Consider the following 23,596-nt stretch of genomic DNA (forward strand, 5'->3'; position numbering starts at 1 on the left):
GCGGCGAACCACCACACCCCCATGCCACAATCAACCCCGCAGCACCGGCAACGACGCCGCCCAACCCCACCCAACCAGACGATGAAAGATCGAGGTTAATGCGCGACCGAGAAGGAGAAGAAGAATGCTGTCGTTCATGTGGGTGCTCGGCGATATGACCGATAACGGCCCCGAGGAGATCCCGGCCCTGCTGGCCGACCTCGCCAATGCCGATGAGGAGCACGTCGACGTCGGATTCGGGAAGGGGAATTACGGCGTCGGCGTTCTCACCGACCGGTGGATCTTCATCGAGGACGTGGAGGCGGACTCTCTGCCCCCCTTCAGCTTCCACGCCCCCGATGACGAGACGATCGTTGAGATCGGGCGTCTGCTGGACGCGGGGAGGCTGAACGAGATCCTGGAGCGCTACCCGTGGCAGGACGGCTACCCCAGGGCCGACCGCTGAACGCAGAAGGTTATTCAGATCGCCCGCATGGTGGGACGGCGTCTCGCATGTCGTGACGCGGCCGATCTGCTCGGACCACTTAAATGCGGTTGGACCACCGTATTTCGTGAACCAGGTGGTCCAACGGAACACAAGTGGTCCAAGCAGGAGAACGCCGCCATGAATCCGCCGGCGGCCTCGCGCCCCGCCCCGCACCCCGCGCCGCCCCAGCCGGACCTTGGTCCCGACCCGCCCGACGGGTTCGTGCGCGCGCGGGCCGCGGTGCGTAGGCTCCCCCACGGAGCCACCCGCCCCGCGCCGCCCGCGCCGGGGCGGGGCCGCCCCGCCATCGGGATCACGACCCGGAAGGACGACCGCATGGACCTGTACGAGTACCAGGCAAGGGACCTGTTCGACCGGCACGGGGTGCCCGTGCCGCCCGGCGCTCTCGCCACCACGCCCGAGCAGGCGCGCCGGGCCGCCCAGGACATGTTCGACCGCGGCTCGCGCCTGGTCGTCGTCAAGGCGCAGGTCAAGACCGGCGGGCGAGGCAAGGCCGGGGGCGTCAAGCCCGCCCGAACCGCCGAGGAGGCCGGGGCCAGGGCCGCCGAGATCCTCGGCATGGACATCAAGGGCCACCCCGTGCGCGCCGTCCTGGTGGCCGACGGCGTCGAGATCGCCTCCGAGCTCTACGTCGCCCTCCTCCTGGACCGCGCCGAGCACCGCTACCTCGTCATGTGCTCGCGCGAGGGCGGCATGGACATCGAGACCCTCGCCGCCGAGCGCCCCGAGGCCCTGGCCCGCATCGGCGTCGACCCGCTTCAGGGCGTCACCGCCGACGTCGCCGCGCGCGTCGTGAAGGCCGCCGGCTTCGAGCCCGGCCCCGCCGCCGACGCCGTGGCCGCCGTCATCATCAAACTCTGGGGAGTCTTCACCGCCGAGGACGCCACCCTGGTCGAGGTCAACCCCCTCGTGCTCACCCCGGGGGGGGACGTCCTCGCCCTGGACGGCAAGGTCAGCCTCGACGACAACGCCGCCTTCCGACACCCCGAGCGCGCCGCCCTCAAGGACACCGCCGGCGTCGACCCGCTCGAGGCCCGCGCCAAGGAGGCCGGGCTGAACTACGTGCGCCTGGACGGCCAGGTCGGGGTGCTCGGCAACGGCGCCGGCCTGGTCATGTCCACCCTCGACGTCGTCGCCGCGGCCGGACGGGCCCACGGGGGCATGAGGCCCGCCAACTTCCTCGACCTGGGCGGCGGCTCGTCGGCCGAGATGATGGCCACCGGCCTGGAGGTGGTCGCCTCCGACCCGCAGGTGCGCGCCATCCTCGTCAACGTCTTCGGCGGCATCACCTCCTGCGACACCATCGCCGAGGGCATCGTCACCGCCGTCGGCTCCCTGCCGGACTTCGACAGGCCGATCGTCGTGCGCCTGGACGGCAACAACGCCGAGCTCGGCCGGAGGATCCTCGCCGAGGCCGCCATCGACGGCGTGAGGGTCGTCGACACCATGGACGGGGCCGCCGACGTCGTCACCGCCATCGCCCAGCGCGTCACCGAGTATCCGGACGCTGAACGGCGGGACGCCGCCGCCCGGCCGGACGCTGAACAGCCGGACGCCGCTCGACGAGGCGGCGAGCAGCGCACCACCGCCCAGCACACCGCCGTCCAGCAGGGGGCCTGAGACCATGAGCATCTTCCTGACCGAGGCCGACCGCGTCATCGTCCAGGGCATGACCGGCTCGGAGGGCCGCAAGCACACGGCCCGCATGCTGTCCGCCGGCACGAAGATCGTCGCGGGCGTCAACCCCCGCAAGGCCGGCACCTCCGTCGCCTTCGACGTCGCCCCCCTGGGCCCCGGCGCGGGCGACGTCCGTGCCGGCGCCGTCGAGATCCCCGTCCACGGCACCGTCGTCGGCGCCCGCGAGGCCACCGGCGCCGACGTCTCCGTCGTGTTCGTGCCCCCGGCCCACGCCAGGAGCGCCATCGTCGAGGCCGTCGACGCCGGCGTGCGCCTCGTCGTCGTCATCACCGAGGGCGTCCCGGTGGCCGACACCGTCTACGTCCGCGCCTACGCCGCCGAGCGCGGCGCGCGGATCATCGGCCCCAACTGCCCCGGCATCATCTCCCCGGGGCGCTCGAACGCGGGCATCACCCCGCCCGACATCACCGGCCCCGGGCCCCTCGGCCTGGTGTCCAAGTCCGGCACGCTGACCTACCAGCTCATGCACGAGCTGCGCGACCTCGGCTTCACCACCTGCATCGGCATCGGCGGGGACCCCGTGGTCGGCACCACCCACATCGACGCCCTGGCCGCCTTCGAGGCGGACCCCGACACCCGCCTGGTGGTCATGATCGGCGAGATCGGCGGCGACGCCGAGGAGCGGGCCGCCGCCTACATCCGCGAGTGCATGACCACGCCCGTCGTCGCCTACGTCGCCGGCTTCACCGCCCCGGAGGGCCGGACCATGGGCCACGCCGGGGCCATCGTCTCCGGCTCCTCGGGCACCGCCGAGGCTAAGAGGGCCGCCCTGGAGGCGGCGGGCGTGCGCGTGGGCCGCACCCCCAGCCTGACCGCCGACATCGCCCGCGAGCTCTACCGGGGGCTCGCGGGCGGGCGGGCGTGAGCGCCGCGGGCGGTCAACGGGGACTGAACGGCATGAGGTTCGGACGCGGCGGGCGGATCGGCGATCTGCGGGCGCTCCTGGTGCCGCCCGACTGGTTCTTCGCCGTGCGCGCCGGCGTCGAGCTCGTCATCGGCGCCTGGCTCGTGGTCCTGCTGCCCGTGCTCGCCGTCTTCGTGACCACCTCCTCCATGGACGCGGCCGCCGCCCTGTCCCTGGGCAAGGCGCTGCGGGTGGGCACGGGGCTGTGGAGCCTGGGCCTGGGCGGCTCCTACGGCCGGGCGTCCTCGCCCGCCGGGGTCCTCGGCCTGCCGCTGCTGGGGGTGACCCTGCTGCAGGCTCTCATCGCGCGCAGCTCGGTGCGCCGGGCCCGGCTGAGCGGATCCCGCGCGGGCGCGTGGACCGTGACGACCTCCGTGCTCACGGCGGCGGCGGTGGCCGCCCTGAGCGGACCGGCGGGCTCGCGGACCTGGCCCGCGGTCCTCGGCGTCGGGGTCATCAGCGCCCTCGTCGTCGTGTGGTCCCTGGGCCGGGCCGGCCGGTTGCCGGTGGGGCTCGCGGACCGGTGGGCCCGTCGACCGCCGTGGGCGGATCCGGCCCTCGCCCTGGCCCGCACCACCGCGGCGGCCCTGGCCGTCGTCGCCTGCCTCGCGGGGCTGGCCGCCCTCATCGGCGGCGCCGGACGCATGTCCCGACTGCACGGCGCGCTGAGCGCCGGCGGGATCGTCGCCACGGCCGGGCTGATCCTCCTCCAGCTCGGCTGGGCCCCCACCGTGATCGTGTGGGCCCTGTCCTGGGTGGCGGGGCCGGGCTTCGCCGTCGGGCGGGGGACGACCTTCAGCCCGGACCACGTCCAGGCCGGCGCCGTGCCGGTCCTGCCGCTGCTGGGTCTGCTGCCCGCCGGGCCGCTGGGGGGCGAGGGCTCCCGGCTCGGCCTGTACCTGCCCCTGGTCGTGACCGTGGCGGCGCTCGTCGTCGTGTGGATCCGACGCCGCGAGCTGGCCGGGCTGACCCTGGGGCGGGCCGTGATCGCGGCGCTGGCCGCCGCCGGCCTCGTCGGCGTCGGCACGGCGGCGGTCTGCGCGGCCGCCTCGGGGCCGATCGGCCCGGGGCGCCTGGCGCGCACGGGGCCCTTCACGGTGATGACGGTGCTGCTGGTCCTCGTCGAGGTCGGCGTCGGCCTGGTCGCGGGCGCCCTGGTCACCCATCCGGCGACCCGGATCCTGACCGAGCGCGGAGTGCGTTCGACGGCGCAGGCGGCCGAGGCCGCGGCGCAGAGCGCGCGCGAGCGCGTGGAGGAGGGCCTGGGGATGGTGCGCGATCGGAGCACGGAGGGGCGCGCCGCCCGGGATGCGGAGCAGGAGGGGACGGCGCCGGAGAAGACGGACCGGGGGAAGCGGGAGAAGACGGAGCAGAGAGAGTCGGAGGCGTCGTGGGAGACGGGACGGGGGGAGGACCGCCGGACCCGCCGGGAGCCCCGCCGAGGGCGGGCCCGCGAGGAGGAGCCGTGGTCGGAGGACGCGGAGCCGCCGGACGCGGGGCTGCCGCGATTCCGGGCGAGCCGGGCCCAGCGCTCCAGGCTCTTCGCCGGCTGGCGCGAGCGCGCCTCGGAGCGCGACCGGTCGACGGGGGAGGATTGACCGGGCCCGCAGGGCGCGAGCGCGGTGGTGCGGGTGGGGCTCCTGAGACTCGCCCGGGCGAGGGGTTGTCCAAATCTGTTGCAAAGGCGCTCCGGGCCGGGATCAGCCGCGGAGAAAAGCGCGGAATATCAACGATCCTCCTCCGGCGCCGCGACTCGATCCGGGCCTTTGCAACAGATTTGGACAAACCGCGCCGCCGAGGGCCCGCCCGAGGCGGGACATGGCGCCCCGGGAGGGCGGCCGCGGGCCGCGGCGCGCTGAGTGAACCGGACAGCCCGGGCGCGGACGGCGGGCGCGCGGTACCCTGGGCGCGGCCGCGACTGGCGAGGGTGGGTCACCACCGGGGAGCGGCACCGGATCATGAGCGGGGGCGTCGTCCGCCTGGGCGCCCCCCAGACCGATCGCACCAGGAGCGCCCGTGTCCACCACGCAGCCCGAGTCCGCCGTCCTAGCACCCCGCGTCCCCGCCGGGGGGCCGACCAGCCCGGACCGGGTGCCCGTTGAACGGGCCCTGATCTCCGTCTACGACAAGACGGGCCTGCTCGATCTGGCCGCGGCGCTGGCCGGCGCTGGCGTCGAGATCGTCTCCACCGGCTCGACGGCGGCCGCCATCGCCTCCGCCGGAATCGCGGTGACCCCGGTGGAGCAGGTCACCGGCTTCCCCGAGTGCCTGGAGGGCCGGGTCAAGACGCTCCACCCGGCCGTCCACGCCGGCATCCTCGCCGACCGCCGCAAGCCCGACCACCTGGAGCGGATCAAGGACCTCGGCATCGCCCCCATCGACCTGGTCGTGGTCAACCTCTACCCCTTCACCGGCACGGTCGCCTCCGGAGCCCCCTTCGACGCCTGCGTCGAGCAGATCGACATCGGCGGCCCGGCCATGGTGCGGGCCGCGGCCAAGAACCACCCCACGGTCGCCGTCGTGACCGACCCGGCCCGGTACGGCGAGGTCGCGCGGGCCGTCGCCGACGGCGGCTTCACCCTGGCCGCCCGTCGCGCGCTGGCGGCCGCCGCCTTCGCCCACACCGCCGCCTACGACGCCGCCGTGGCCACCTGGCTGGCCGAGCAGATCGAGGCCGACGGGGCCGCGGAGGATGGGGTCGACGGAGCCGCCGCCGGGGCCGGGGCCGGGGGCCCCGATCGGACCGGGGGCGCGGGCCCGGCCGCGGGCCCCGATCGGACCGGGGGCGCGGGCCGGGGCGCCCCGCCCGCCTACATCGGCGTCGGCTACCAGCGCCTGGCCGCCCTGCGCTACGGGGAGAACCCGCACCAGCGCGCCGCCGTCTACACCCTGCCCGGCTCGGGGGGCGGCGTCGCCAACGCCCGCCAGATCCACGGCAAGGCCATGAGCTACAACAACTACACCGACACCGACGCCGCCCTGCGGGCCGCCTACGACCACGACGCCGTCGCCGTCGCCGTCGTCAAGCACGCCAACCCCTGCGGCATCGCCGTCTCCGCCGCCGGCGACGTCGCCGAGGCCCACCGCAGGGCCCACGCCTGCGACCCCGTGTCCGCCTACGGCGGCGTCATCGCCGCCAACGCCCCCGTCACCGCGGACATGGCCCGCCAGATCAAGCCGATCTTCACCGAGGTCGTCGCCGCGCCCGCCTTCGAGGAGGAGGCCGTGCAGATCCTGTCGGCCAAGAAGAACCTGCGCCTGCTCGTCGTCGAGCCCCCGGCGCGGGGCGGCTACGAGATCAAGCAGGTGACCGGCGGCGCCGTCATCCAGGAGCGCGACACCTACCAGGCCGGCGACGCCGACCCCGCCGCCTGGCGGCTCGTGGCCGGCGAGGCGGCGGACGCCGCGACGCTGGCCGACCTGAGTTTCGCCTGGCGGACCATCCGCTCGGTGCGCTCCAACGCGATCCTGCTGGCCAGGGACGGCGCGACCGTCGGCGTGGGCATGGGGCAGGTCAACCGCGTCGACTCGTGCCGGCTGGCCGTCGAGCGGGCCAACACCCTGGGCCTGCGCTCCACCGGCGACGCCGCCGGCGGCCGGCGGAAGCAGGAGGACCGGGGGAGCGGGGCGGAGAGGGGCGCCGTCGGCGGGGCCGCCGCGACCGAGGTCCTGGCCGCCGCGCCGCCCGAGCGGGCGCGGGGCGCCGTGGCCGCCTCCGACGCCTTCTTCCCCTTCGCCGACGGCCTCCAGGTCCTCATCGACGCCGGGGTGAGGGCCGTCGTCCAGCCCGGCGGCTCCATCCGCGACGGCGAGGTCATCGAGGCCGCGAGGGCCGCCGGCGTCACCATGTACCTCACCGGCGCCCGCCACTTCGCCCACTGACGGCCCGCGGGGGCGCGGCGGCCGAGCGTCCGGGCGGCCGGGGAACGGCCCGCCCGGGCGGCCGGGAGGGACGGGCCGGGCCGCCGGCCTGGTCGTCCGGCAGGTCCGGGCGGCGGCCGGGGCGAAGCGCGCGCTCGCGGCGGCTAGCATGGGCGCCGTGACTCAGCAGGATCAGCACGACCGCGACGGGGCCGCCCGGGACCGGGACAGGGCCGCCCGGGACCGGGCCGCCGCCGACCTGGTCGCCAAGGCGAACAAGGAGTCCCGCGTGCTCGCCTGGCTGCGGCCGCAGGTCCACTCCAGTGCGAACCAGGAGCCCTACCGCATGATCGGCGTGATCTGCGTGGGGGCGGGGCTGGCGGCCGTGCCCGCAATGTCCCTGCTCGGGCACCGGCGCCTGTCGGTCCTGTGGCTGGCCGCCCTCGTCTTCGTCCTCGCCCTCGTGCGCCTCCAGCGGCCCGACGGCACCTGGATCGCGGCGCGCAGCCGCCCCTTCGACGTTGTCTTCGGGATCCTCCTGGCCGCCGCCCTGGCGGCCCTGAGCTTCTACGCCAACCTCCCGCGGGCCCTGTAGGGAGGGGCCGGGAGCCTGCGCGCGCCGGGCGCAAGAACCCCGCCCGGGCGCTGGGCATGATGATGCCCGCCTACCTCACCGCCCTGGGCACGTCCTCCTCGGCGGCGACGATCCCCGTGACGCTGGCGCAGACGAAGAGGAACGGCGTATCCGACGCGGTGGCCTCCTTCACCGTCCCGCTGTGCGCCACCATCCACCTGGCCGGCTCGACGTCGAAGATCTTCGCCTTCGCCTTCGCCATCGTGTTCACCCAGGGGCTGGGCGTGTCGGCCGTGCAGTGGGTGGGCTTCATCTTCATGCTCGGCATCACCATGGTCGCCGCCCCGGGCGTTCCCGGCGGGGCCATTATGGCGGCCACGGGGCTGCTGTCCTCCATGCTCGGCTTCGACGACGCGCAGGTCGCCCTCATGATCGCCACCTACATCGCCATGGACTCCTTCGGCACGGCCACCAATGTCACCGGCGACGGCGCCATCGCGATCGTCGTCGACCGGCTCGCGGGCGGCCGCTTCGGCGCCGACGGCGATCCGGAGAACGCCCGCGAGCTGTCCTTCGACGGGATGAAGTACCTGGACCGCGTGAGTGTCGAGGGCGTGGTCAGCCCCGAGGAGCTGGCCGCCTCCGCCGAGGCCGCCGGGCCCGACGCCGCGAGCTGAGGGCCCGGACCGCCGCGGGTCCGGCGCCGCGGGTCCGGCGCCGAGGGCCCGGCCCGGCGCCGCGGCGGAGGCCCCGGCCGGGCCGGAGACTCACTTATGAGCGGGATTACACGGGCGGCGAGCCCATTGTTCTGGGCCGCCGCCGACCGCGCACCGTAGGCTCGTGCCGTGGGCCGCGGCGCTCGTGGCCCGTGCGACACCATCGAGAAGGAGTCTTCATGGCCAACGCCCCCGTCAACGTCACCGTCACCGGTGCCGCCGGAAATATCGGTTACGCCCTGCTCTTCCGCATCGCCTCGGGCGCTCTGCTCGGCCCGGACCAGCGCGTCAACCTCCGCCTGCTCGAGATCCCGCAGGCCGTCAAGGCCGCCGAGGGCACCGCCATGGAGCTGTTCGACTCCGCCTTCCCGACGCTGGGCGACGTCGACATCTTCGACGACCCGACGCGGGCCTTCGACGGCGCCAATATCGCCTTCCTGGTCGGCTCCATGCCGCGCAAGGCCGGCATGGAGCGCTCCGACCTGCTCAGCGCCAACGGCGGCATCTTCGGCCCCCAGGGCGAGGCCCTGGGCGCCGCCGCCCAGGACATCAAGGTCCTGGTCGTGGGCAACCCGGCCAACACCAACGCCCTCATCGCGGCCTCGCACGCCAAGGACGTCCCGGCCTCCCGCTTCACCGCGATGACCCGCCTGGACCACAACCGCGCCCTGGCCCAGCTGGCCGCCAGGGCCGGCTGCCACGTCACCGACATCGACAGGGTCACCGTGTGGGGCAACCACTCCTCCACCCAGTACCCCGACCTGACCCACGCCACCGTCAAGGGCGCGCCGATCACGGACATCCTCGCCGACCGCGCCTGGGTCGAGGAGGACTTCATCCCCACCGTCGCCAAGCGCGGCGCCGCCATTATCGCCGCCCGCGGCGCCTCCTCGGCCGCCTCGGCCGCCTCGGCCGCCATCGACCACGTGCGCGACTGGTGCCTGGGCGTCAAGGGCTACTCCTGGACCTCCGCCTCGATCATGTCCGACGGCTCCTACGGCGTGCCCGAGGGCGTCATCTCCTCCTTCCCCTGCACCTCCGAGGGCGGGGAGTGGAAGATCGTCCAGGGCCTGGAGATCGACGAGTTCTCCCGCGCCAGGATCGACGCCTCCGCCGCCGAGCTGGTCGAGGAGAGGACCACGGTCAAGGGGATGGGCCTCATCTGAGCGCTCCCGCGAGCCGCTGACCGGGCCGGCCGGCGCGACGCCGGTCCCGTTCCGGCCCGTTCCGGCCCCGCCCGAGCGAGTCCGGGCCCCGCACCGACGCCGGTGCGGGGCCCGGACTCGCTCGGGCGCGCCCCGCCAACGGGGCGCGGACCGGATCACGCCACCGCCCGCGCCGGGCGATCTCACTTGCCCCGATCTCCGGCGTGGCATAGGACTGCCCCATGGCACGGCGACACTCGAAGCGGCCCTACGGCGCGGGTCACATCCCCCTCGACGTCTCCCGGCTCGCCTCGGTGCCCCGCACGCAGATCGGCCCCGGGGGAGCGGAGTTCACGGTCAGGCGCGTGCGCGGCGGGAACAAGGCCTACACCTGCCCGGGCTGCCACCGCACGATCGCGCCGGGCGCCGCGCACGTCGTCGCCTGGTCCAACGAGTCCCTCTTCGGGCCCGACCGGGGGCTGGAGGAGCGCCGCCACTGGCACACGAGCTGCTGGGACCGCGGCCTGTGGCGGGGGTGAGGGTCGCGCGCCCGGGCCGGGGCTCGGGGAGGGGGCGACGTCGCCCGGGACCGCGCCCGCCGATGCGGGTCAGGCCAGGGGCTCGGGGGAGCGGGACTCCCAGCCCGGCAGCAGACGGTCCAGGGCGAAGCGCAGGGGCACGACGTCCCCGTCGCGGCCGCCCTCGCCGATGGTCATGGGCACCGGCTCGGCGTCGGGCGCGGCGCCGAACAGCCGCTCGCGCACGGTCAACGGCTTCGACAGGACGTAGAAGCGGCCGTCGACGTCGATGGCCACCGTCCGATCGGCGCGCAGGTACCAGCCCCTCAGGGACGTGCGCGCGGCCCCGCCGCCGTAGCCCTGGACCCGCAGGGGCTCGGGGGCGAGCCCCTCGGCGCGGGCGACCCGGACGAAGAGCCCGACGATCCGCGCGGCCCGGGCGTGCTCGGCGTCCTGCCGGGCCCGCAGCATCCGGGCGCGCTCGGCGGCGGCGGCGCGGCGCCGGTCCGCCCAGCCCGACGGATCTCGCGGGGATGGTGCGGGGGACCGGGCGGAGGCGCCGGGTTCGTCTGCGGCCATGATCACAGGCTACCGGAGACGCGGGGCGGCATCGGCCCCCGGGCGGCGCTCGCCGCGGGACCAGGGGCGGGGACGACGAGCGGGCGCGATCGACTGGCGACCGCGCCCGCTCGATTACGGGGCCTCGATGAGGCCGTGCCCGACGGCGCGCCCTCAGGCCCGCTGCCTGGCCGGCGTCTTCGTGGTGTTGCGCCTGGGCCGGGCGGAGGAGGCGGACCTCCTCGCCGGGGCGGGGGGAGCCGGGGGCGCGGGCGCCGGTCCGGCGGCCTTGATGTCGTTGGCCAGGCCGATCATGACCTCCGTCTGAGCGTCGTCGTCGGCCTTGGCGGACGACTCCTCCTCGTCGTCGGTCGTCTCGGCGTCCTTGGCCTCGTCATCGGCCCGCTCGCCGCCCTCCGACTCGTCGGGGGTGTTGAGCGCGGTGCTGATGGCCTCGGACAGCACCGCGACCTGCGGGGCCGCGCCGCCGAGGACGCCGCGCATCTCCTCCAGGTAGGAGGCCACGGACTCGCGCTGACGCTCCAGCTCCCTGACCTGGCGGGCCGCGGCGGCGAGGTTCGCCTCCGCGTTGGTGCGGGCGTCCTCCAGGATCCGGTCGGCCTCCTCGCGGGCCTGGTTGAGGGTCTCCTCGGCGTGGCGCTCGGCCTCGACCGTCTTCTCGCGAGCGGCGACGTCGGTCTGGTTGCGCACCGCCTCGGCCCGCTCGATGGCCTCCTGGACCCGGGCCTCCGCCTCGGCCGCCTGGGCCTGGGCCTGCTCGTTCATCTCGCGGATGCGCTCGGCGGTGGCGTCGTGGGCCGCGGCGTCCTCCTGGGCGGCCGCCTCGTGGGCCGCGGCGATCTCCAGCGTGGCCTTCTGGCGCATCTCGGTGGTCTCGGCGCGGACGGCCTCGGACTCCTCCTTGGCCTGACGGCGCAGCGAAGCGGCCTCGGTGCGGGCCTTGTCCAGCGTCAGCTGGGCCTCCTCGCTCGCCGTGCGCCGCATGTCCTCGGCCTCGGCCGCGGCCGAGGCGCGCATCTCGGAGGCCTCGCGCTCGGAGGAGACGGCGAGCTCGGCGGCGGCCTTGCGGGCCTGCGTGACGACGAGCTGGGCCTCGCGCTCCGCGGTCGCGCGCACACCGGTGGCCGCGGAGTCCGCCTCCGCGGTGGTCTGCGCGGCTTTGCGCTCGGCGGCCGAGACGAGCTCGTCGGCGCGGGCCTGCGCGTTGGCGAGGATCGTCGAGGACTCCGACTCGGAGCGGCTGCGCAGCTCGGAGGCCTCGCGGCGGGCGTCCGCCAGGAGCGAGGCGGCCTCCGAGGAGGAGCGCTTGGCCAGCCGGCTGGCGTTCGTGCGGGCACGGGCCAGCAGGGCCTCCGCGTCGGCGTCGGCCTTGGACTTCATCGAGGCGGACTGCTCCTCGGCGCTGCGCAGGAGGTGCTCGATGCGCGAGCCCAGTCCGGCGTAAGTGGGCTTGTCCGACTCGCGCAGGCGCCGCTGGGCGTCGGCCAGCTCCCCCGCCAGCGTCATGGCGCGCTGGTCGAGGGCGGCGACCTCGCGGCGCGCCTCGGCGAGCTGGCGGCGCACGGCCTCCATGCGCTGATCGACTTGGGCGCGGTCGTAGCCGCGCATGGTGATGGCGAATTCTTCTGTCCCGTCTGCCACGGTATGCCCTCCTCCTGGTGGCGGTCGCTTCCGCCGCCCCGGCTACAGGGTATCGGCGTCGGGCACCCGCTCGCACCCCCGTTGTGCCATTGGGTGGGAAAAGACGGACGGGCTCCACGGGGACCGGGTGCGGGAGGGGGTCGCCGGTTTCCGCTCAGGGCGCAGGCCGCTGTGATCTTCCGCGGGAACCGTGCACCGGACGAACGGGCATGCGATTCTGGGAGCCGGGACGCCTCGTTGTGTGCGGGTCCCGGCCCCGCCGCGCTCCCCGACTGGGCTCACGCGCCCGCCCGGGCGCCTGCGAGACGCCGGTCCGGCCCATGTCCGCGAGAAGCAAGGAGACCACGTCGTGATTCGACGCATCGTGAGCGTGATCGCAACCATCCTCGGACTGGTTGTCATCGCCCTCGCCGTCTGCTCCGCCACCATCTGGCGTCCGAGCGCGACGGTGCAGGCGACGCTCACCCAGACGCCCGATCAGCACTACGTCCTGACGGAGCCCGGCGTACTCGGTCTCGTGGACCCCTCGGTCACCATCACCGCCACCGCCGAGGGGCAGCCGGTCTTCCTCGCCGTCGCCTACGCCGTGGACGCCAAGGCGTGGCTGGCAGACGACCCCTACCTGTCGGTGACCGGCCTGACCGACTGGAACACCCTGTCCGCCACCCCCGTCACCGAGCGCTGCGAGACCGTCGACCCGGCCTCCGCGGCCCCGACGCAGACGGCCAGTCCCGGGGCCGACGCCACCGCCGCGACCCGGGCCCCCACCGGGGCGGCCACCGATGGCGCCACGGCGGACTCGACCGGGTCGGGGGGCGCCTGCACCACGCTGGCCGACTCCAACGCCGACCCGTCCCAGGCCGACCTGTGGCTCAAGACGGCGAGCGGTCAGGGCACCGTGACCCTGGACAACGTCGTCGAGCCCGGCACCGTTCTCCTCGCGGCGACCGACGGCTCCGGACCGGCTCCCCGCATCACCCTGTCCTGGCCCCGCGCGGTGTCCACGCCCTGGCTCGTCCCCGGCATTATCGCGGGCGGCCTGCTCCTGCTCGTGGGCGTCTTCGGCCTGCTCATCGACATCCAGATGCGCCGTGCGGACTCCCAGCGCCGTCAGCGCGCCGCCGAGCGCGCGGCGCGCCTGGCCACGGCGGACTCCGTGTCCACGGCCGGCCTGCCGCGCGTGGATGACCCGGATCGGCCGTTGACCCGCCGGGAGACCCGTGAGAAGGAGCGCGCCGAGGCCGACGGCGAGGAGTGGATGGATCCGCGCACCGGTGTCGTCTACATCAACGGCGTCGAGGCCCCCGGGGTCCCGCTCGCCTCGGAGTCCGAGCCCGACTACGACTCCGCGCCCAGGACGGGCTACGACTCCGACTTCGGCTACAACCCTGCCCCCGGATCGGATCCGGCCCCCGGGCCCGGTTACGACTCCGACTTCGGCTACGACTCCACTCCCGGCACGGGCTACGGCCCCGCCCCCGATTCGGGTTACGGCCCCGCCCCCGATTCGGGTTACGGCCCTGCCGCCTCCGGTTCGGCGCCCGAGGCCGGTTACGGTGCTCAGCCCGAGGCCGGTTACGGTGCGGCGCCCTGGGCCGATCAGCCCGCCTCCGGCCCCGAGGCCGGATTCGACGACGGCGCGGCGCCCGGGGCGGGCTTCGGCGCGCAGTTCCAGACCGACTACGGCGCCCAGCCCGACTCCGGCTACGGCGCGGCGCCCAGGGCCGATCGGCCCGCGCCCGGCCCCGAGGCCGGATTCGACGAGGGCGCGGCGCCCGGGGCGGGCTTCGGCGCGCAGTTCCAGACCGACTACGGCGCCCAGCCCGACTCCGGCTACGGCGCGATGCCCGGTTCCGACGATCCTGGTTACGGCGCCCAGCCCGGGTCAGGTTATGGCCCTGCTCCCGATTCGGGCTACGACTCCGCCGCCTCCGGTTCGGCGCCCGAGGCCGGTTACGGCCCTCAGCCCCAGACCGACTACGGCGCCCAGCCCGCGCCCGAGACCGGCTACGGCCCCGCCCCCGACTCGGGCTACGGGTCCGCCCCCGACTCGGGCTACGGGTCCGCTGCCTCCGGTTCGGCGTCGGAGGCCGGTTACGGTGCGGCGCCGTGGGCCGATCAGCCCGCCTCCGGCCCCGAGGCCGGCTACGGCGCCCAGCCCGACTTCGGTTACGGCGCGGCGCCCGGGGCGGGTGACTCCGGTTACGGCGCCCAGCCCGACTCCGGCTACGGCGCGGCGCCCGAGTCGGGCTTCGGCCCGCAGTTCCAGACCGACTACGGCGCCCAGCCCGCGCCCGAGGCCGGCTACGGCGCCCAGCCCGACTTCGGTTACGGCGCGGCGCCGGACTCCGGTTACGGTCCGGCGCCGTGGTCCGGTCAGCCACCGTCCGACTACCTTCCCGAGCCGGATCCCGGAGCCGCGCGCGGCGGCGGCGTCGTACCCGGGCTCGACGAGCGGGCGACAGCCGCCTACCGCGCCTCCCGCGGGCTGGACGACACCAACCCGCTGGGCCTGGTCCCCGGACCCGATGGCGCCGGAGACGATGACAAGGAGAACACTCGATGAGTACCCGCCGAGTCTTCCTGAGCGGAGCCGTGGCCACCGCCGTCGGCGCCGCTCTGGCCGCCTGCGCCGAAGTCGAACAGGGCCTCCCCGCGCCCTCCGTCGCCGCGACGCCCTCGGCGCACCCCGCCCTCACCTCCGATAAGCTGGCGGCGGTCCTCGAGCGCATTCAGACCGGGCTCAATGCGGCCGACGCCGCCAAGAGCCCCGATTCCCTCGCCGGATACCTCACCGGGCCCGCCGCGCGCGTGCGCGCCGAGGAGTACGCGGTCGCCCAGGCCACGGGCGACGACCAAAAATACATCCACACCTTCATCACCACGAGCCAGATGGAGGCTGTGGGCCTGACCGCGGACTTCCCCCGCACCGCCCTCGTCGTCACCGAGCCCGCGGCCGAGGGGCAGGCCCCCTACCTGCTCATCCTCACCCAGGACGACGCCCGCAGCCACTACCAGCTGTGGGGCTGGGCCCCTCTCCGCCTGTCTCAGGTGCCCACCACCCCCGGGATCAAGGTGGGCAGCGAGTCGGTGTCGGCGGACGCGACTGGGCTGGTCGCCACGCCCCAGGAGGTCCTCGACGCCTACCTCGACGCCCTCAACAACCCCACCGGAGAGAACGGCACCGCCTTCGCCGACGACCTCCTGCGTCAGAAGATCGCCTCCGATCGCAGCATCGACCTGGGGGGCATGGGCACGATGACCGTCACGGCGGCCGCGGGCTCGGACGGGTTCAAGGGGCTGAGGACCAACGCGAATGGCGCACTGGTCGTGACCACGGTCACCTTCAGCAGCGTGTATCGCAACACGGTCGCGCGCTCGACCATCAACGTGACGGACCCCGCCATTGTCAAGATGCTGGGGGACAACGCGTCGGTGGTCGGCACCGTGACCGCCACGTACGACGCCATGGTCGCCTTCTCCATTCCGTCCGCCTCGGAGGGCGGCCAGTCCGTCGTCGTAGGAGTGGATCGGACCCTGGCCAAGGCCGAGCGCGACGACTCCCAGGCGCCCACCGGGTAAGACGGGCGGATCCGGTTCCCCGACTCGGTGGCGTAGCCTCCTCACAGCCACGCTTTCGCAATCCGCCCGTTCTCGGCGTCCCCGGGCCGCCGTCGGGCGCATATCGGGCACCGCCCGGGAAGGACACCCGCACCATGAGCATGTTCGGCGCCGTCGACCTGTCCTCGCTCTCACCCCGCTCGACGGGCGGGCCCGCACCGTCCGCACCGTCCGCGGGCGCCGCCGGGGCGGCGAGGACCGCGGGCGCCGGCGCGACGACGGGCGCCGTTGCGGGGGAGGGGGTCGTGCCGGGGCCCCTCGTCGTCGACGTCGACGCACAGAACCTGCGCGAGGTCGCCGAGACCTCCACGCGGGTGCCGGTGGTGGTCGTCCTCCACGCCTCGCGGTCCCAGGTCTCCACCGACCTGGCCGGACAGCTCCAGACGCTGGCCCAGGAGTACGCCGGGCGCTTCCAGCTGGCCCGGGTGGATGTCGACGCCGCTCCGGAGGTCGCCCGGGCGCTCCAGGTCGCGGCCGTGCCCACCGTCGTCGCCCTCATCGCCGGGCAGCCGGTGCCGCTGTTCCAGGGGGCGATCCCCGCCGACCAGCTGCGGGAGCTGCTCGACCAGCTGCTGGAGTTGGCGGCCCGCAACGGCGTGACCGGGAGCCTCGCGCCGCAGGCCGCGGACGCCGAACCGGTTGAGCCCGAGGAGACCGAGGTCGAGCGCGCCGCCCGCGAGGCCCTCGAGCGCGGCGACTACGCCGCCGCCGAGGACGTCTATGACCATGCCATCGCCCAGAGCCCGGCCGACGACGAGCTCAAGGTGGCGCGGGCCCAGATCCGCATGCTCGGGCGCATGGACGGCAAGGACCCCCGCGCCCTGCTGGCCGCGGCGGACGCCCCGGGGGCGAGCGTGGAGGACCAGCTCGCCGGGGCCGACGCCGCCCTGGCCCTGGGGGACATCAATGTCGCGCTGGGCCGCGCCCTGGAGGCGGTGCGCAGCCACGCCGGCGAGGAGAGGGAGACGGCGCGGCTGCGGCTGCTCGAGCTCTTCGAGGTCATCGGCTCGTCGGCCCCCGAGGTCGCCCGCGCCCGCCGTCAACTCGCCGCCATTCTGTTCTGAGCCACTCCGGTCCCCTCTCCGTCTCCGCGCCGCCGCCCTCTTCGCCGAAACCGGCGGAAGAGGCACACGAAACCGGCGGAAGCGGCACGTGAGACCGGCGGAGAGCGTCGGCCCCTCAGCCCGATCGGAGCGCGGCGCCCGGCCCGATCGGGCAGGGCCGCCTCTTCGCGTGCCGCCTCCGCCGGTTCCGGCGAAGAAGCGGGCGGGGTCAGGCGATCGGCTCGGGGTCGATCTTCCACACCTCGCGGGCGTAGTCGCTGATGGTGCGGTCGGAGGAGAAGCGCCCCGAGCCGGTGATGTTGACCCACGCCCTGCGCTGCCAGGCGCGCTGGTCGGCGTAGTCGGCGGCCATGCGGTCCTTGGTCTCGCGGTAGGCGGCGAAGTCGCCCAGCACGTAGTAGACGTCGGACTGCTCGTAGCCGGAGTCGATCAGGCTGCGGCGCAGGTCCGCGAACCAGCCGGTGCCGTTGTCGTCCAGGGTGCCGTCGATGAGGGCGTCCAGGACCCGCTTGAGGCCGGGGACGGACTCGTAGGCGACCCGGGGGTCGTAGTACCGGCGCAGGCCGGGCAGCTCGTCCTCGGTGGCGCCGAAGATGTAGGCGTTGTCCGCGCCCACGGCGTCGAGGATCTCGACGTTGGCGCCGTCGAGGGTGCCCAGCGTGAGCGCCCCGTTCATCATGAACTTCATGTTGGAGGTGCCCGAGGCCTCCTTGCCGGCCATGGAGATCTGCTCGGAGACGTCGGCCGCCGGGATGATGTGCTCGGCCGGGGAGACGTTGTAGTTGTGGACGAAGACGACCTTGAGCGTGCGCGAGACCACCGGGTCGTTGTTGACCAGGTCGGCGATGGTGTTGATGAGCTTGATGATCGCCTTGGCCCGGATGTAGCCGGACGCGGCCTTGGCGCCGAAGATGAAGACCCGCTTCGGCACCTCCAGGTCCGGGTTCCCCTTGAGGCGGAAGTACAGGTCCAGGATGTACAGGGCGTTGAGCAGCTGGCGCTTGTACTCGTGCAGGCGCTTGACCTGGACGTCGAAGATCGCGTCCGGGTCGATCTCGACGCCCTCGCGCGCGGACACCCAGGCGGCGAAGTCGGCCTTGTTGGCGCGCTTGACCTCCGCCAGGCGGTCCAGGACGGCGTCGTCGGCGGCGTCGGCGTAGTCGGCCAGGACGGTCAGGTCCTTGACCCAGGCGTCGGAGCCGGTGACCTCGTCCAGCAGGGCCGACAGGCGCGGGTTGCACTGGCGCAGCCAGCGGCGCGGGGTGACGCCGTTGGTCTTGTTGTTGAAGCGCTCGGGCCAGATGGCGTACCAGTCCTTGAGGGTGTCGCGCTTGAGGATCTCGGTGTGCAGGGCGGCGACGCCGTTGATGGAGTAGGAGGCGCAGCAGGCGATCCAGGCCATGCGGACCCGGCCGTGCGCCACCGGCGCCATGTAGTCGATCGTGCCCCCGTCGACGCCGCGGAAGGCGAGGTCGGCGCGGAAGCGGCGGTCGATCTCGTAGACGATCTCCATGATGCGCGGGAAGAGGCGGTCGAAGATGGAGATCTCCCAGGTCTCCAGCGCCTCGGCCAGGACCGTGTGGTTGGTGTAGGCGAAGGTGCGGGTGACGATGTCCCAGGCGGTGTCCCAGCCCAGGTGGTGCTCGTCCATGAGCAGGCGCATGAGCTCGGGGATGGCCAGCACCGGGTGGGTGTCGTTGAGCTGGATGGCGTTGTAGTCGGCGAAGCCGGACAGGTCCTCGCCGTGGTGGGTGATGTAGTTCTCGATGATCTCCTGCAGGGAGGCCGAGCAGAAGAAGTACTGCTGGCGCACGCGCAGGACCTTGCCCTCGTACGTGGTGTCGTTGGGGTACAGGACCCGGGAGATGTCGGCGGTGCGCTCGCGCTCGACGATGGCGTCGGTGAAGCGCTGGGAGTTGAAGGCGTCGTAGTCGAAGTCCTCCATGGACTCGGCCCGCCACAGGCGCAGGGTCCCCACGTTCTTGGTGCCGTAGCCGGTGATGGGCATGTCGTAGGGGATGGCGCGCACGGTCAGGTCGTTGTAGGTGACGATGCGCTGGGCCTCCTCGCGGCGGATGATGAAGGGGTAGCCCTCCTCCATCCAGGAGTCGGGGTGCTCGGTCTGGAAGCCGTCGGAGAAGAGCTGCTTGAACAGGCCGTAGCGGTAGAGGATGCCGTAGCCGGTCACGGGCAGCTCGAGGGTGGCGCACGAGTCGAGGAAGCAGGCGGCCAGGCGGCCCAGGCCCCCGTTGCCCAGGGCGGCGTCGGGCTCCTGCTCGAGGATGTCGGTGAGGTCCTGGCCGAAGGCGCCCACCGCCTCGCGCGCCTGGTCGACCAGGCCGAGGTTGGTCAGGTTGTTGAGCAGGGCGCGCCCCATGAGGAACTCGGCGGAGAAGTAGTGCTCCATCCGGCCCTCCCGGTAGCGCTGCTCGGTGGCGTACCAGTCGTCCGCGATGGCGTCGACGACGGCGGCTGACAGGCCCTGCCACACCTCCATCTCGGTGGAGGCGCCGGCCGGGTGGCCGGAGACCGCGCGCACCTGCGAGGGCACGGTGGAGATCAGGTTCTGCGTCATTCTTCTTCCCCTGTCGGGCTTCGGAGCGGCGTGCAAGATTTGCACGGAACTGTCGGCGGGCATTCGGGAAGACGGGGGCGCGAAGCTGGGCGTCGAACCCGTCCGCCCCACTGCGAGGATACCCAAGCCCGTGGTGCGGCGCCTGGGGAGCGGGTGTAGCACAGGGCACGGTCGGCGCCCGCGCGGTCCGACGGCGGGCGGCCCCATTCTCGCCTTCCTCGCCGAGACGCGCATTTCGCCCTCGAGAACGACGGTTGGATCTCGAGGGCGGAATGCGCGTCTCGGCGTCGGGGCGGGGGCGCGGGCCGCTCCGGCCCGCGCCCCCGCCCCCGGCCCGCCCGATTGGCCGGCCGCGCCGAGTCATCCGCAGGATGCGCGGCTTCCGCCGGTCCCGCGCGTCATTTCCGCCGGTTGCGGCGGCGGGGGCGGATCAGTCCTGCGAGGGGCGCAGGAAGACCGCGCCCAGCGGGGGCACGCGCAGCCGCACCGAGGCCGGGCGGCCGTTCCACGGCAGCTCCTCGGCCTCGACGTGCCCGAGGTTGCCCACGCCCGAGCCGCCGTAGTCCGGGGAGTCGGTGTTGATGACCTCATCCCAGCCGCCCGCGAAGGGCAGGCCCACCCGGTAGCCCTCGTGCGGGGTGCCGGCGAAGTTGATGATGGCCACGATGAGGTCGCTGCGCCCGTCCGCGCTGGTGCCCTTGCGCAGGTAGGACAGGACGTTGTGGTCGCCGTCGCCCGCCTCGATCCACTCGAAGCCGCGGTGGGAGAAGTCCTCCGCCCACAGCGCCGGGGAGTCCTTGTACAGGGCGTTGAGGTCGCTGACCAGGCGCAGCAGGCCCTGGTGGCCCGGGTCGTCGGCCAGGATCCACCAGTCCAGGGAGGTGTCGGAGTTCCACTCCGTGCCCTGGCCGAACTCACTGCCCATGAACAGCAGCTGCTTGCCCGGGTGGGACCACTGGTAGGCGTACAGGGCGCGCAGCCCGGCCAGCTCCTGCCAGTGGTCGCCCGGCATCTTGGACAGCAGGGAGCCCTTGCCGTGCACGACCTCGTCGTGGCTCAGCGGCAGGACGAACTGCTCGGAGAAGGCGTACACGAGCGAGAAGGTCAGCTCGCCGTGGTGGTAGCGCCGGTTGATGGGCTCCTCCGCCAGGTAGCGCAGGGTGTCGTTCATCCACCCCATGTTCCACTTCAGCCCGAAGCCCAGCCCGCCGTACTCGGTGGGGGCGGTCACCCCCGGCCAGGCGGTGGACTCCTCGGCGGCCATGACCGTGCCCGGGTTCTTCCGGTAGGCCGTGGCCGTGGCCTCCTGGAGGAAGCTGATCGCCTCCAGGTTCTCGCGCCCGCCGAACTGGTTGGGGTGCCACTGGCCCTCCTTGCGGGAGTAGTCCAGGTAGAGCATGGAGGCGACGGCGTCCACGCGCAGGCCGTCGGCGTGGAACTCGCTGAGCCAGTACAGGGCGTTGGCCACCAGGAAGTTGCGCACCTCGTTGCGGCCGAAGTTGAACACGTAGGTGCCCCAGTCGGGGTGCTCGCCGCGCTGGGGGTCCGGGTCCTCGTACAGGGCGGTGCCGTCGAAGCGCGCCAGCGCCCACTCGTCCTTGGGGAAGTGCGCCGGCACCCAGTCCAGGATGACGCCGATGCCCGCCTGGTGGAGCTGGTCGACCAGGTAGCGGAAGTCGTCGGGGGTGCCGAAGCGGGCCGTGGGCGCGTAGTAGCCCGAGACCTGGTAGCCCCAGGACCCGCCGAAGGGGTGCTCGGCCACCGGCAGGAACTCCACGTGGGTGAAGCCGGCCTCCTTGACGTAGGGCACCAGCTCCTCGGCCAGGCCGCGGTAGCCCAGGCCCTGGCGCCACGAGCCGATGTGGACCTCGTAGATGCTCATGGGGCCCGAGTGCGGGTCGGTGGCGGCGCGCCTGGTCATCCACTCGTCGTCGCCCCACTCGTGGAAGCGGTCGGTGACCACGCTCGCGGTGGCCGGGGGCACCTCGGTGGCGCGGGCCAGCGGGTCCGCCTTCTGGTGCCAGGAGCCGTCGCCGAAGCAGATCTCGTACTTGTAGCGGGCGCCCACGCCCACCCCGGGGATGAACAGCTCCCACACGCCCGAGGAGCCCAGCGAGCGCATGGCCGTGGCGGTGCCGTCCCAGTAGTTGAAGTCGCCGACGACGCGCACGGCCCGGGCGTTGGGCGCCCACACGGCGAAGGCGGTGCCCTCCACCTCGCCCATGGGGCCGGAGTACCGCTTGATGTGGGAGCCCAGCACCTCCCACAGCTCCTCGTGACGGCCCTCGGAGATGAGGTAGATGTCCATCTCCCCCAGGGTCGGCATGAAGCGGTACGGGTCGTCGACGCGGGTGGTCTCCTCCCCGTAGGTGACGTCGAGGCGGTAGTCCGGGATCGCGTCTCCGGGCACCACCGCCACCCACACGCCGTCCTGCTCGTGGGTGGCCGGGAAGGAGCCCTCGGCGGTGATCACGGTGACGGCGTCGGCCAGGTGGCGGACGGTGCGGATGGTCACGCCGCTGTCGCCCAGGTGGGCCCCCAGGACCTCGTGCGGGTTGTAGTACCGCGCGTAGGCGACGTCGGCGAGCACCCAGGGCTCGACGCTGACGGGTTCGGGGGCGGGAGGGGAGTCGGTGGCTCCGGTGGAGTTCGGCTCGGCGGCGGGCTCGGAGGTCATGGGGTCGCTCATGACTCATACTGTCCCATGAGGGGACTGCTCAGCGGGGGACTTTGCTCGCAGGACATGACGAATTCCGCTCAGCGGAATCCTCAGCCAGTCCGGACGGTTGCGCGCCTCGTAGACGGCCTCGTACAGGGCCTTGTCGAGCTCGAGGACGCCCATGAGGACGTCGGCGGCGTGTCCGGCCGCTCCGGTCGACGGCGCCGCCGAGCGGTAGCCGTCCAGGAAGGCGGAGCGCACGGCCGGCAGCCAGCCGGGGTCGGCGGCCCCGCCGACGGCGGCCGCGTAGTCGAAGGACCGCAGCATCCCCGCCACGTCCCGCAGCGGCTGGTCGGGGCGGGAGCGATCGGCCAGCGGGCGCAGGGGCTCGCCCTCGAAGTCCAGGACGTACCAGCGGCCCTGCCCGCCGCTGCCGCGCAGGGTCTGCCCCAGGTGGTAGTCGCCGTGGACGCGGGTGGCGGGCGGCAGCTCCTCCAGGCCCCTGAGCTCGTCCAGCCCCGCCTCCACGCGGGCCTCCAGGTCGGGCACGGCCCGGGTCAGCTCGGGCACCTCGCCCAGCGCCCAGGAGGCGCGCTCGCCCAGCGCGGCCGCCAGGTCCGCGGGGGAGCCGGGGTCGGCGGTGCCCATGGCGGCGGCCAGGTGCTCGTGCATGTGCGCCGTCGTGACCCCCAGGTCGGCGGCCAGGGACACGGCGCGCGCCCGGGTCCCGCCAGCCTCGCCGTCGTCGGAGCCGGCCAGGGAGCAGAACAGGGCGAAGCCGTCCTCGGCGTCCGGGATGAAGGCCGCGGCCACGGCGGAGTCCGCGCTCGCCTGCTCGCCGGAGTCCGGGTCGGGGAAGGACAGGGTCGACCAGGCCACGGGGCTGCTCACCTGGTCCCAGCCGTCGCGGGCCAGGGCGACGGAGACCTCGACGTCGGGGTTGCGCCCGGGCGCCAGGACGCGGAAGAGCTTGATGATCAGGCCCTCCGTGGCCGCGTCCTCGGCCCCGGCGGCGTCGTCGGCCCCGCTCGGCGCGGGCAGGATGACGCTCGTGTTCGACTGCTCCCCGGTGGTGACCCGCAGTCGTTCGGCGCGCTGGACGACGGCGGTGGTCGCCTCGGGGCGCAGCGTCGTCCCGGCGGCCAGCGCCGCCCGGGCCCAGGCCCGCCAGAAGGACGGGTGGTGCGGGCCGTCCACGAGGGCCGTCCCGTCCGGCAGGGCGAAGCCGGCCGCGCCGGGCGCCTCGCCCGCGCCGGTGAGGCGCTCCAGGGCCCCGGGGGAGTCCAGGACGAGGGGCACGTGCATGAGGACCGGGTCGCGGCCGGCGCGGGGCACGGCCACGACCAGGTCGCGCACCCCGGGGGCCAGATGCGAGTCCGCCACCACGCGCAGCGCGGCGCCGTCGGGCGGCTGCTCATCCTTGAGCGGGAACCAGCGGCGCTCGCTCATCCACGCCGCCAGGCGGGTCAGCAGGACCTGCTGCTCGGGCCAGGGTCCGGTCGGATCGGTGGGGGGCATTATCGCTCCTTGTCGTAGTCGGGCGGGTTGTATTGA

General features: G+C 74.0%; 16 protein-coding genes, 1 pseudogene and 1 riboswitch. Of the genes and pseudogenes, 12 read left to right on the top strand and 5 right to left on the bottom strand.

All coding sequences use genetic code 11. The features are described from left to right. Positions 1-124 precede the first annotated feature (124 nt). The 9 genes and pseudogenes from G446_RS16805 (at position 125) to G446_RS0108320 (ending at position 9,924) form a co-directional block, all read left to right on the top strand. Positions 125-445 carry a hypothetical protein gene (locus tag G446_RS16805; RefSeq protein WP_034469800.1) on the top strand — a complete coding sequence of 107 codons (321 nt, stop codon included), beginning with the start codon at positions 125-127 and terminating at the stop codon, positions 443-445. Positions 446-778: 333 nt separating this feature from the next. Then, a complete protein-coding gene (sucC, locus tag G446_RS16810) occupies positions 779-2,107 on the top strand; it encodes an ADP-forming succinate--CoA ligase subunit beta (RefSeq protein ID WP_342664151.1) in 1,329 nt (442 codons plus the stop codon). Between the two features lie 4 nt (positions 2,108-2,111). Next, positions 2,112-3,050: a succinate--CoA ligase subunit alpha gene (gene sucD / locus G446_RS0108290; protein WP_026409807.1), complete on the top strand. Its 939-nt coding sequence runs from the start codon at positions 2,112-2,114 to the stop codon at positions 3,048-3,050. Positions 3,051-3,082: 32 nt separating this feature from the next. Continuing rightward, positions 3,083-4,687 (top strand): cell division protein PerM, encoded by a 1,605-nt coding sequence (locus G446_RS16815; RefSeq protein WP_051285790.1) that lies wholly within the window; start codon positions 3,083-3,085, stop codon positions 4,685-4,687. Positions 4,688-4,993: 306 nt separating this feature from the next. Beyond that, positions 4,994-5,081: riboswitch (ZMP/ZTP riboswitch) on the top strand. A 24-nt stretch (positions 5,082-5,105) separates the two neighbouring features. Next, on the top strand, positions 5,106-6,971 hold the full coding sequence (gene purH, locus G446_RS0108300) for a bifunctional phosphoribosylaminoimidazolecarboxamide formyltransferase/IMP cyclohydrolase (protein ID WP_034469797.1): 1,866 nt from the start codon (positions 5,106-5,108) through the stop codon (positions 6,969-6,971). 157 nt (positions 6,972-7,128) lie between these two features. After that, positions 7,129-7,545 (top strand): hypothetical protein, encoded by a 417-nt coding sequence (locus G446_RS21435; RefSeq protein WP_342664150.1) that lies wholly within the window; start codon positions 7,129-7,131, stop codon positions 7,543-7,545. Positions 7,546-7,574: 29 nt separating this feature from the next. Next, a pseudogene (locus G446_RS16820) lies at positions 7,575-8,201 on the top strand (cation:dicarboxylate symporter family transporter); the annotation flags it as partial. A gap of 218 nt (positions 8,202-8,419) precedes the next feature. After that, complete coding sequence (locus G446_RS0108315) at positions 8,420-9,406, top strand: malate dehydrogenase (RefSeq protein WP_026409810.1); 987 nt, start codon at positions 8,420-8,422, stop codon at positions 9,404-9,406. 221 nt (positions 9,407-9,627) lie between these two features. Beyond that, on the top strand, positions 9,628-9,924 hold the full coding sequence (locus tag G446_RS0108320) for an Rv1322 family protein (RefSeq protein ID WP_026409811.1): 297 nt from the start codon (positions 9,628-9,630) through the stop codon (positions 9,922-9,924). A gap of 69 nt (positions 9,925-9,993) precedes the next feature. Here G446_RS0108320 and G446_RS0108325 read toward each other — a convergent pair whose 3' ends face one another. Both G446_RS0108325 and G446_RS16825 read right to left on the bottom strand, forming a co-directional pair. After that, positions 9,994-10,482 (bottom strand): hypothetical protein, encoded by a 489-nt coding sequence (locus tag G446_RS0108325; protein WP_026409812.1) that lies wholly within the window; start codon positions 10,480-10,482, stop codon positions 9,994-9,996. A 153-nt stretch (positions 10,483-10,635) separates the two neighbouring features. After that, positions 10,636-12,123 carry a coiled-coil domain-containing protein gene (locus tag G446_RS16825; protein WP_156916582.1) on the bottom strand — a complete coding sequence of 496 codons (1,488 nt, stop codon included), beginning with the start codon at positions 12,121-12,123 and terminating at the stop codon, positions 10,636-10,638. 349 nt (positions 12,124-12,472) lie between these two features. On the opposite strand from G446_RS16825, the gene G446_RS18755 reads away from it, so the two are divergent. From G446_RS18755 to G446_RS0108345, 3 genes are all read left to right on the top strand, one after another. After that, positions 12,473-14,689, top strand: coding sequence for a hypothetical protein (locus G446_RS18755; protein ID WP_051285792.1), 2,217 nt, complete (start codon positions 12,473-12,475; stop codon positions 14,687-14,689). Next, on the top strand, positions 14,686-15,705 hold the full coding sequence (locus tag G446_RS0108340) for a DUF8094 domain-containing protein (protein ID WP_026409813.1): 1,020 nt from the start codon (positions 14,686-14,688) through the stop codon (positions 15,703-15,705). The genes G446_RS18755 and G446_RS0108340 overlap by 4 nt, the downstream gene beginning before the upstream one ends. 134 nt (positions 15,706-15,839) lie before the next feature. Then, a complete protein-coding gene (locus G446_RS0108345; protein WP_026409814.1) occupies positions 15,840-16,808 on the top strand; it encodes a tetratricopeptide repeat protein in 969 nt (322 codons plus the stop codon). A gap of 208 nt (positions 16,809-17,016) precedes the next feature. Here G446_RS0108345 and G446_RS0108350 read toward each other — a convergent pair whose 3' ends face one another. The 3 genes from G446_RS0108350 to G446_RS0108360 form a co-directional block, all read right to left on the bottom strand. Continuing rightward, the gene (locus tag G446_RS0108350; protein WP_026409815.1) at positions 17,017-19,383 is read right to left on the bottom strand and encodes a glycogen/starch/alpha-glucan phosphorylase; all 2,367 of its coding nucleotides are present in this window, start codon (positions 19,381-19,383) and stop codon (positions 17,017-17,019) included. Positions 19,384-19,813: 430 nt separating this feature from the next. Further along, positions 19,814-22,060, bottom strand: coding sequence for a 1,4-alpha-glucan branching protein GlgB (glgB, locus tag G446_RS0108355; protein WP_026409816.1), 2,247 nt, complete (start codon positions 22,058-22,060; stop codon positions 19,814-19,816). A gap of 15 nt (positions 22,061-22,075) precedes the next feature. Then, positions 22,076-23,560, bottom strand: coding sequence for a phosphotransferase (locus tag G446_RS0108360; RefSeq protein WP_026409817.1), 1,485 nt, complete (start codon positions 23,558-23,560; stop codon positions 22,076-22,078). Positions 23,561-23,596: the final 36 nt, after the last annotated feature.

Origin of the sequence: Actinomyces dentalis DSM 19115, from assembly GCF_000429225.1 — a bacterium.
Taxonomy (GTDB): Bacteria; Actinomycetota; Actinomycetes; order Actinomycetales; family Actinomycetaceae; genus Actinomyces; species Actinomyces dentalis.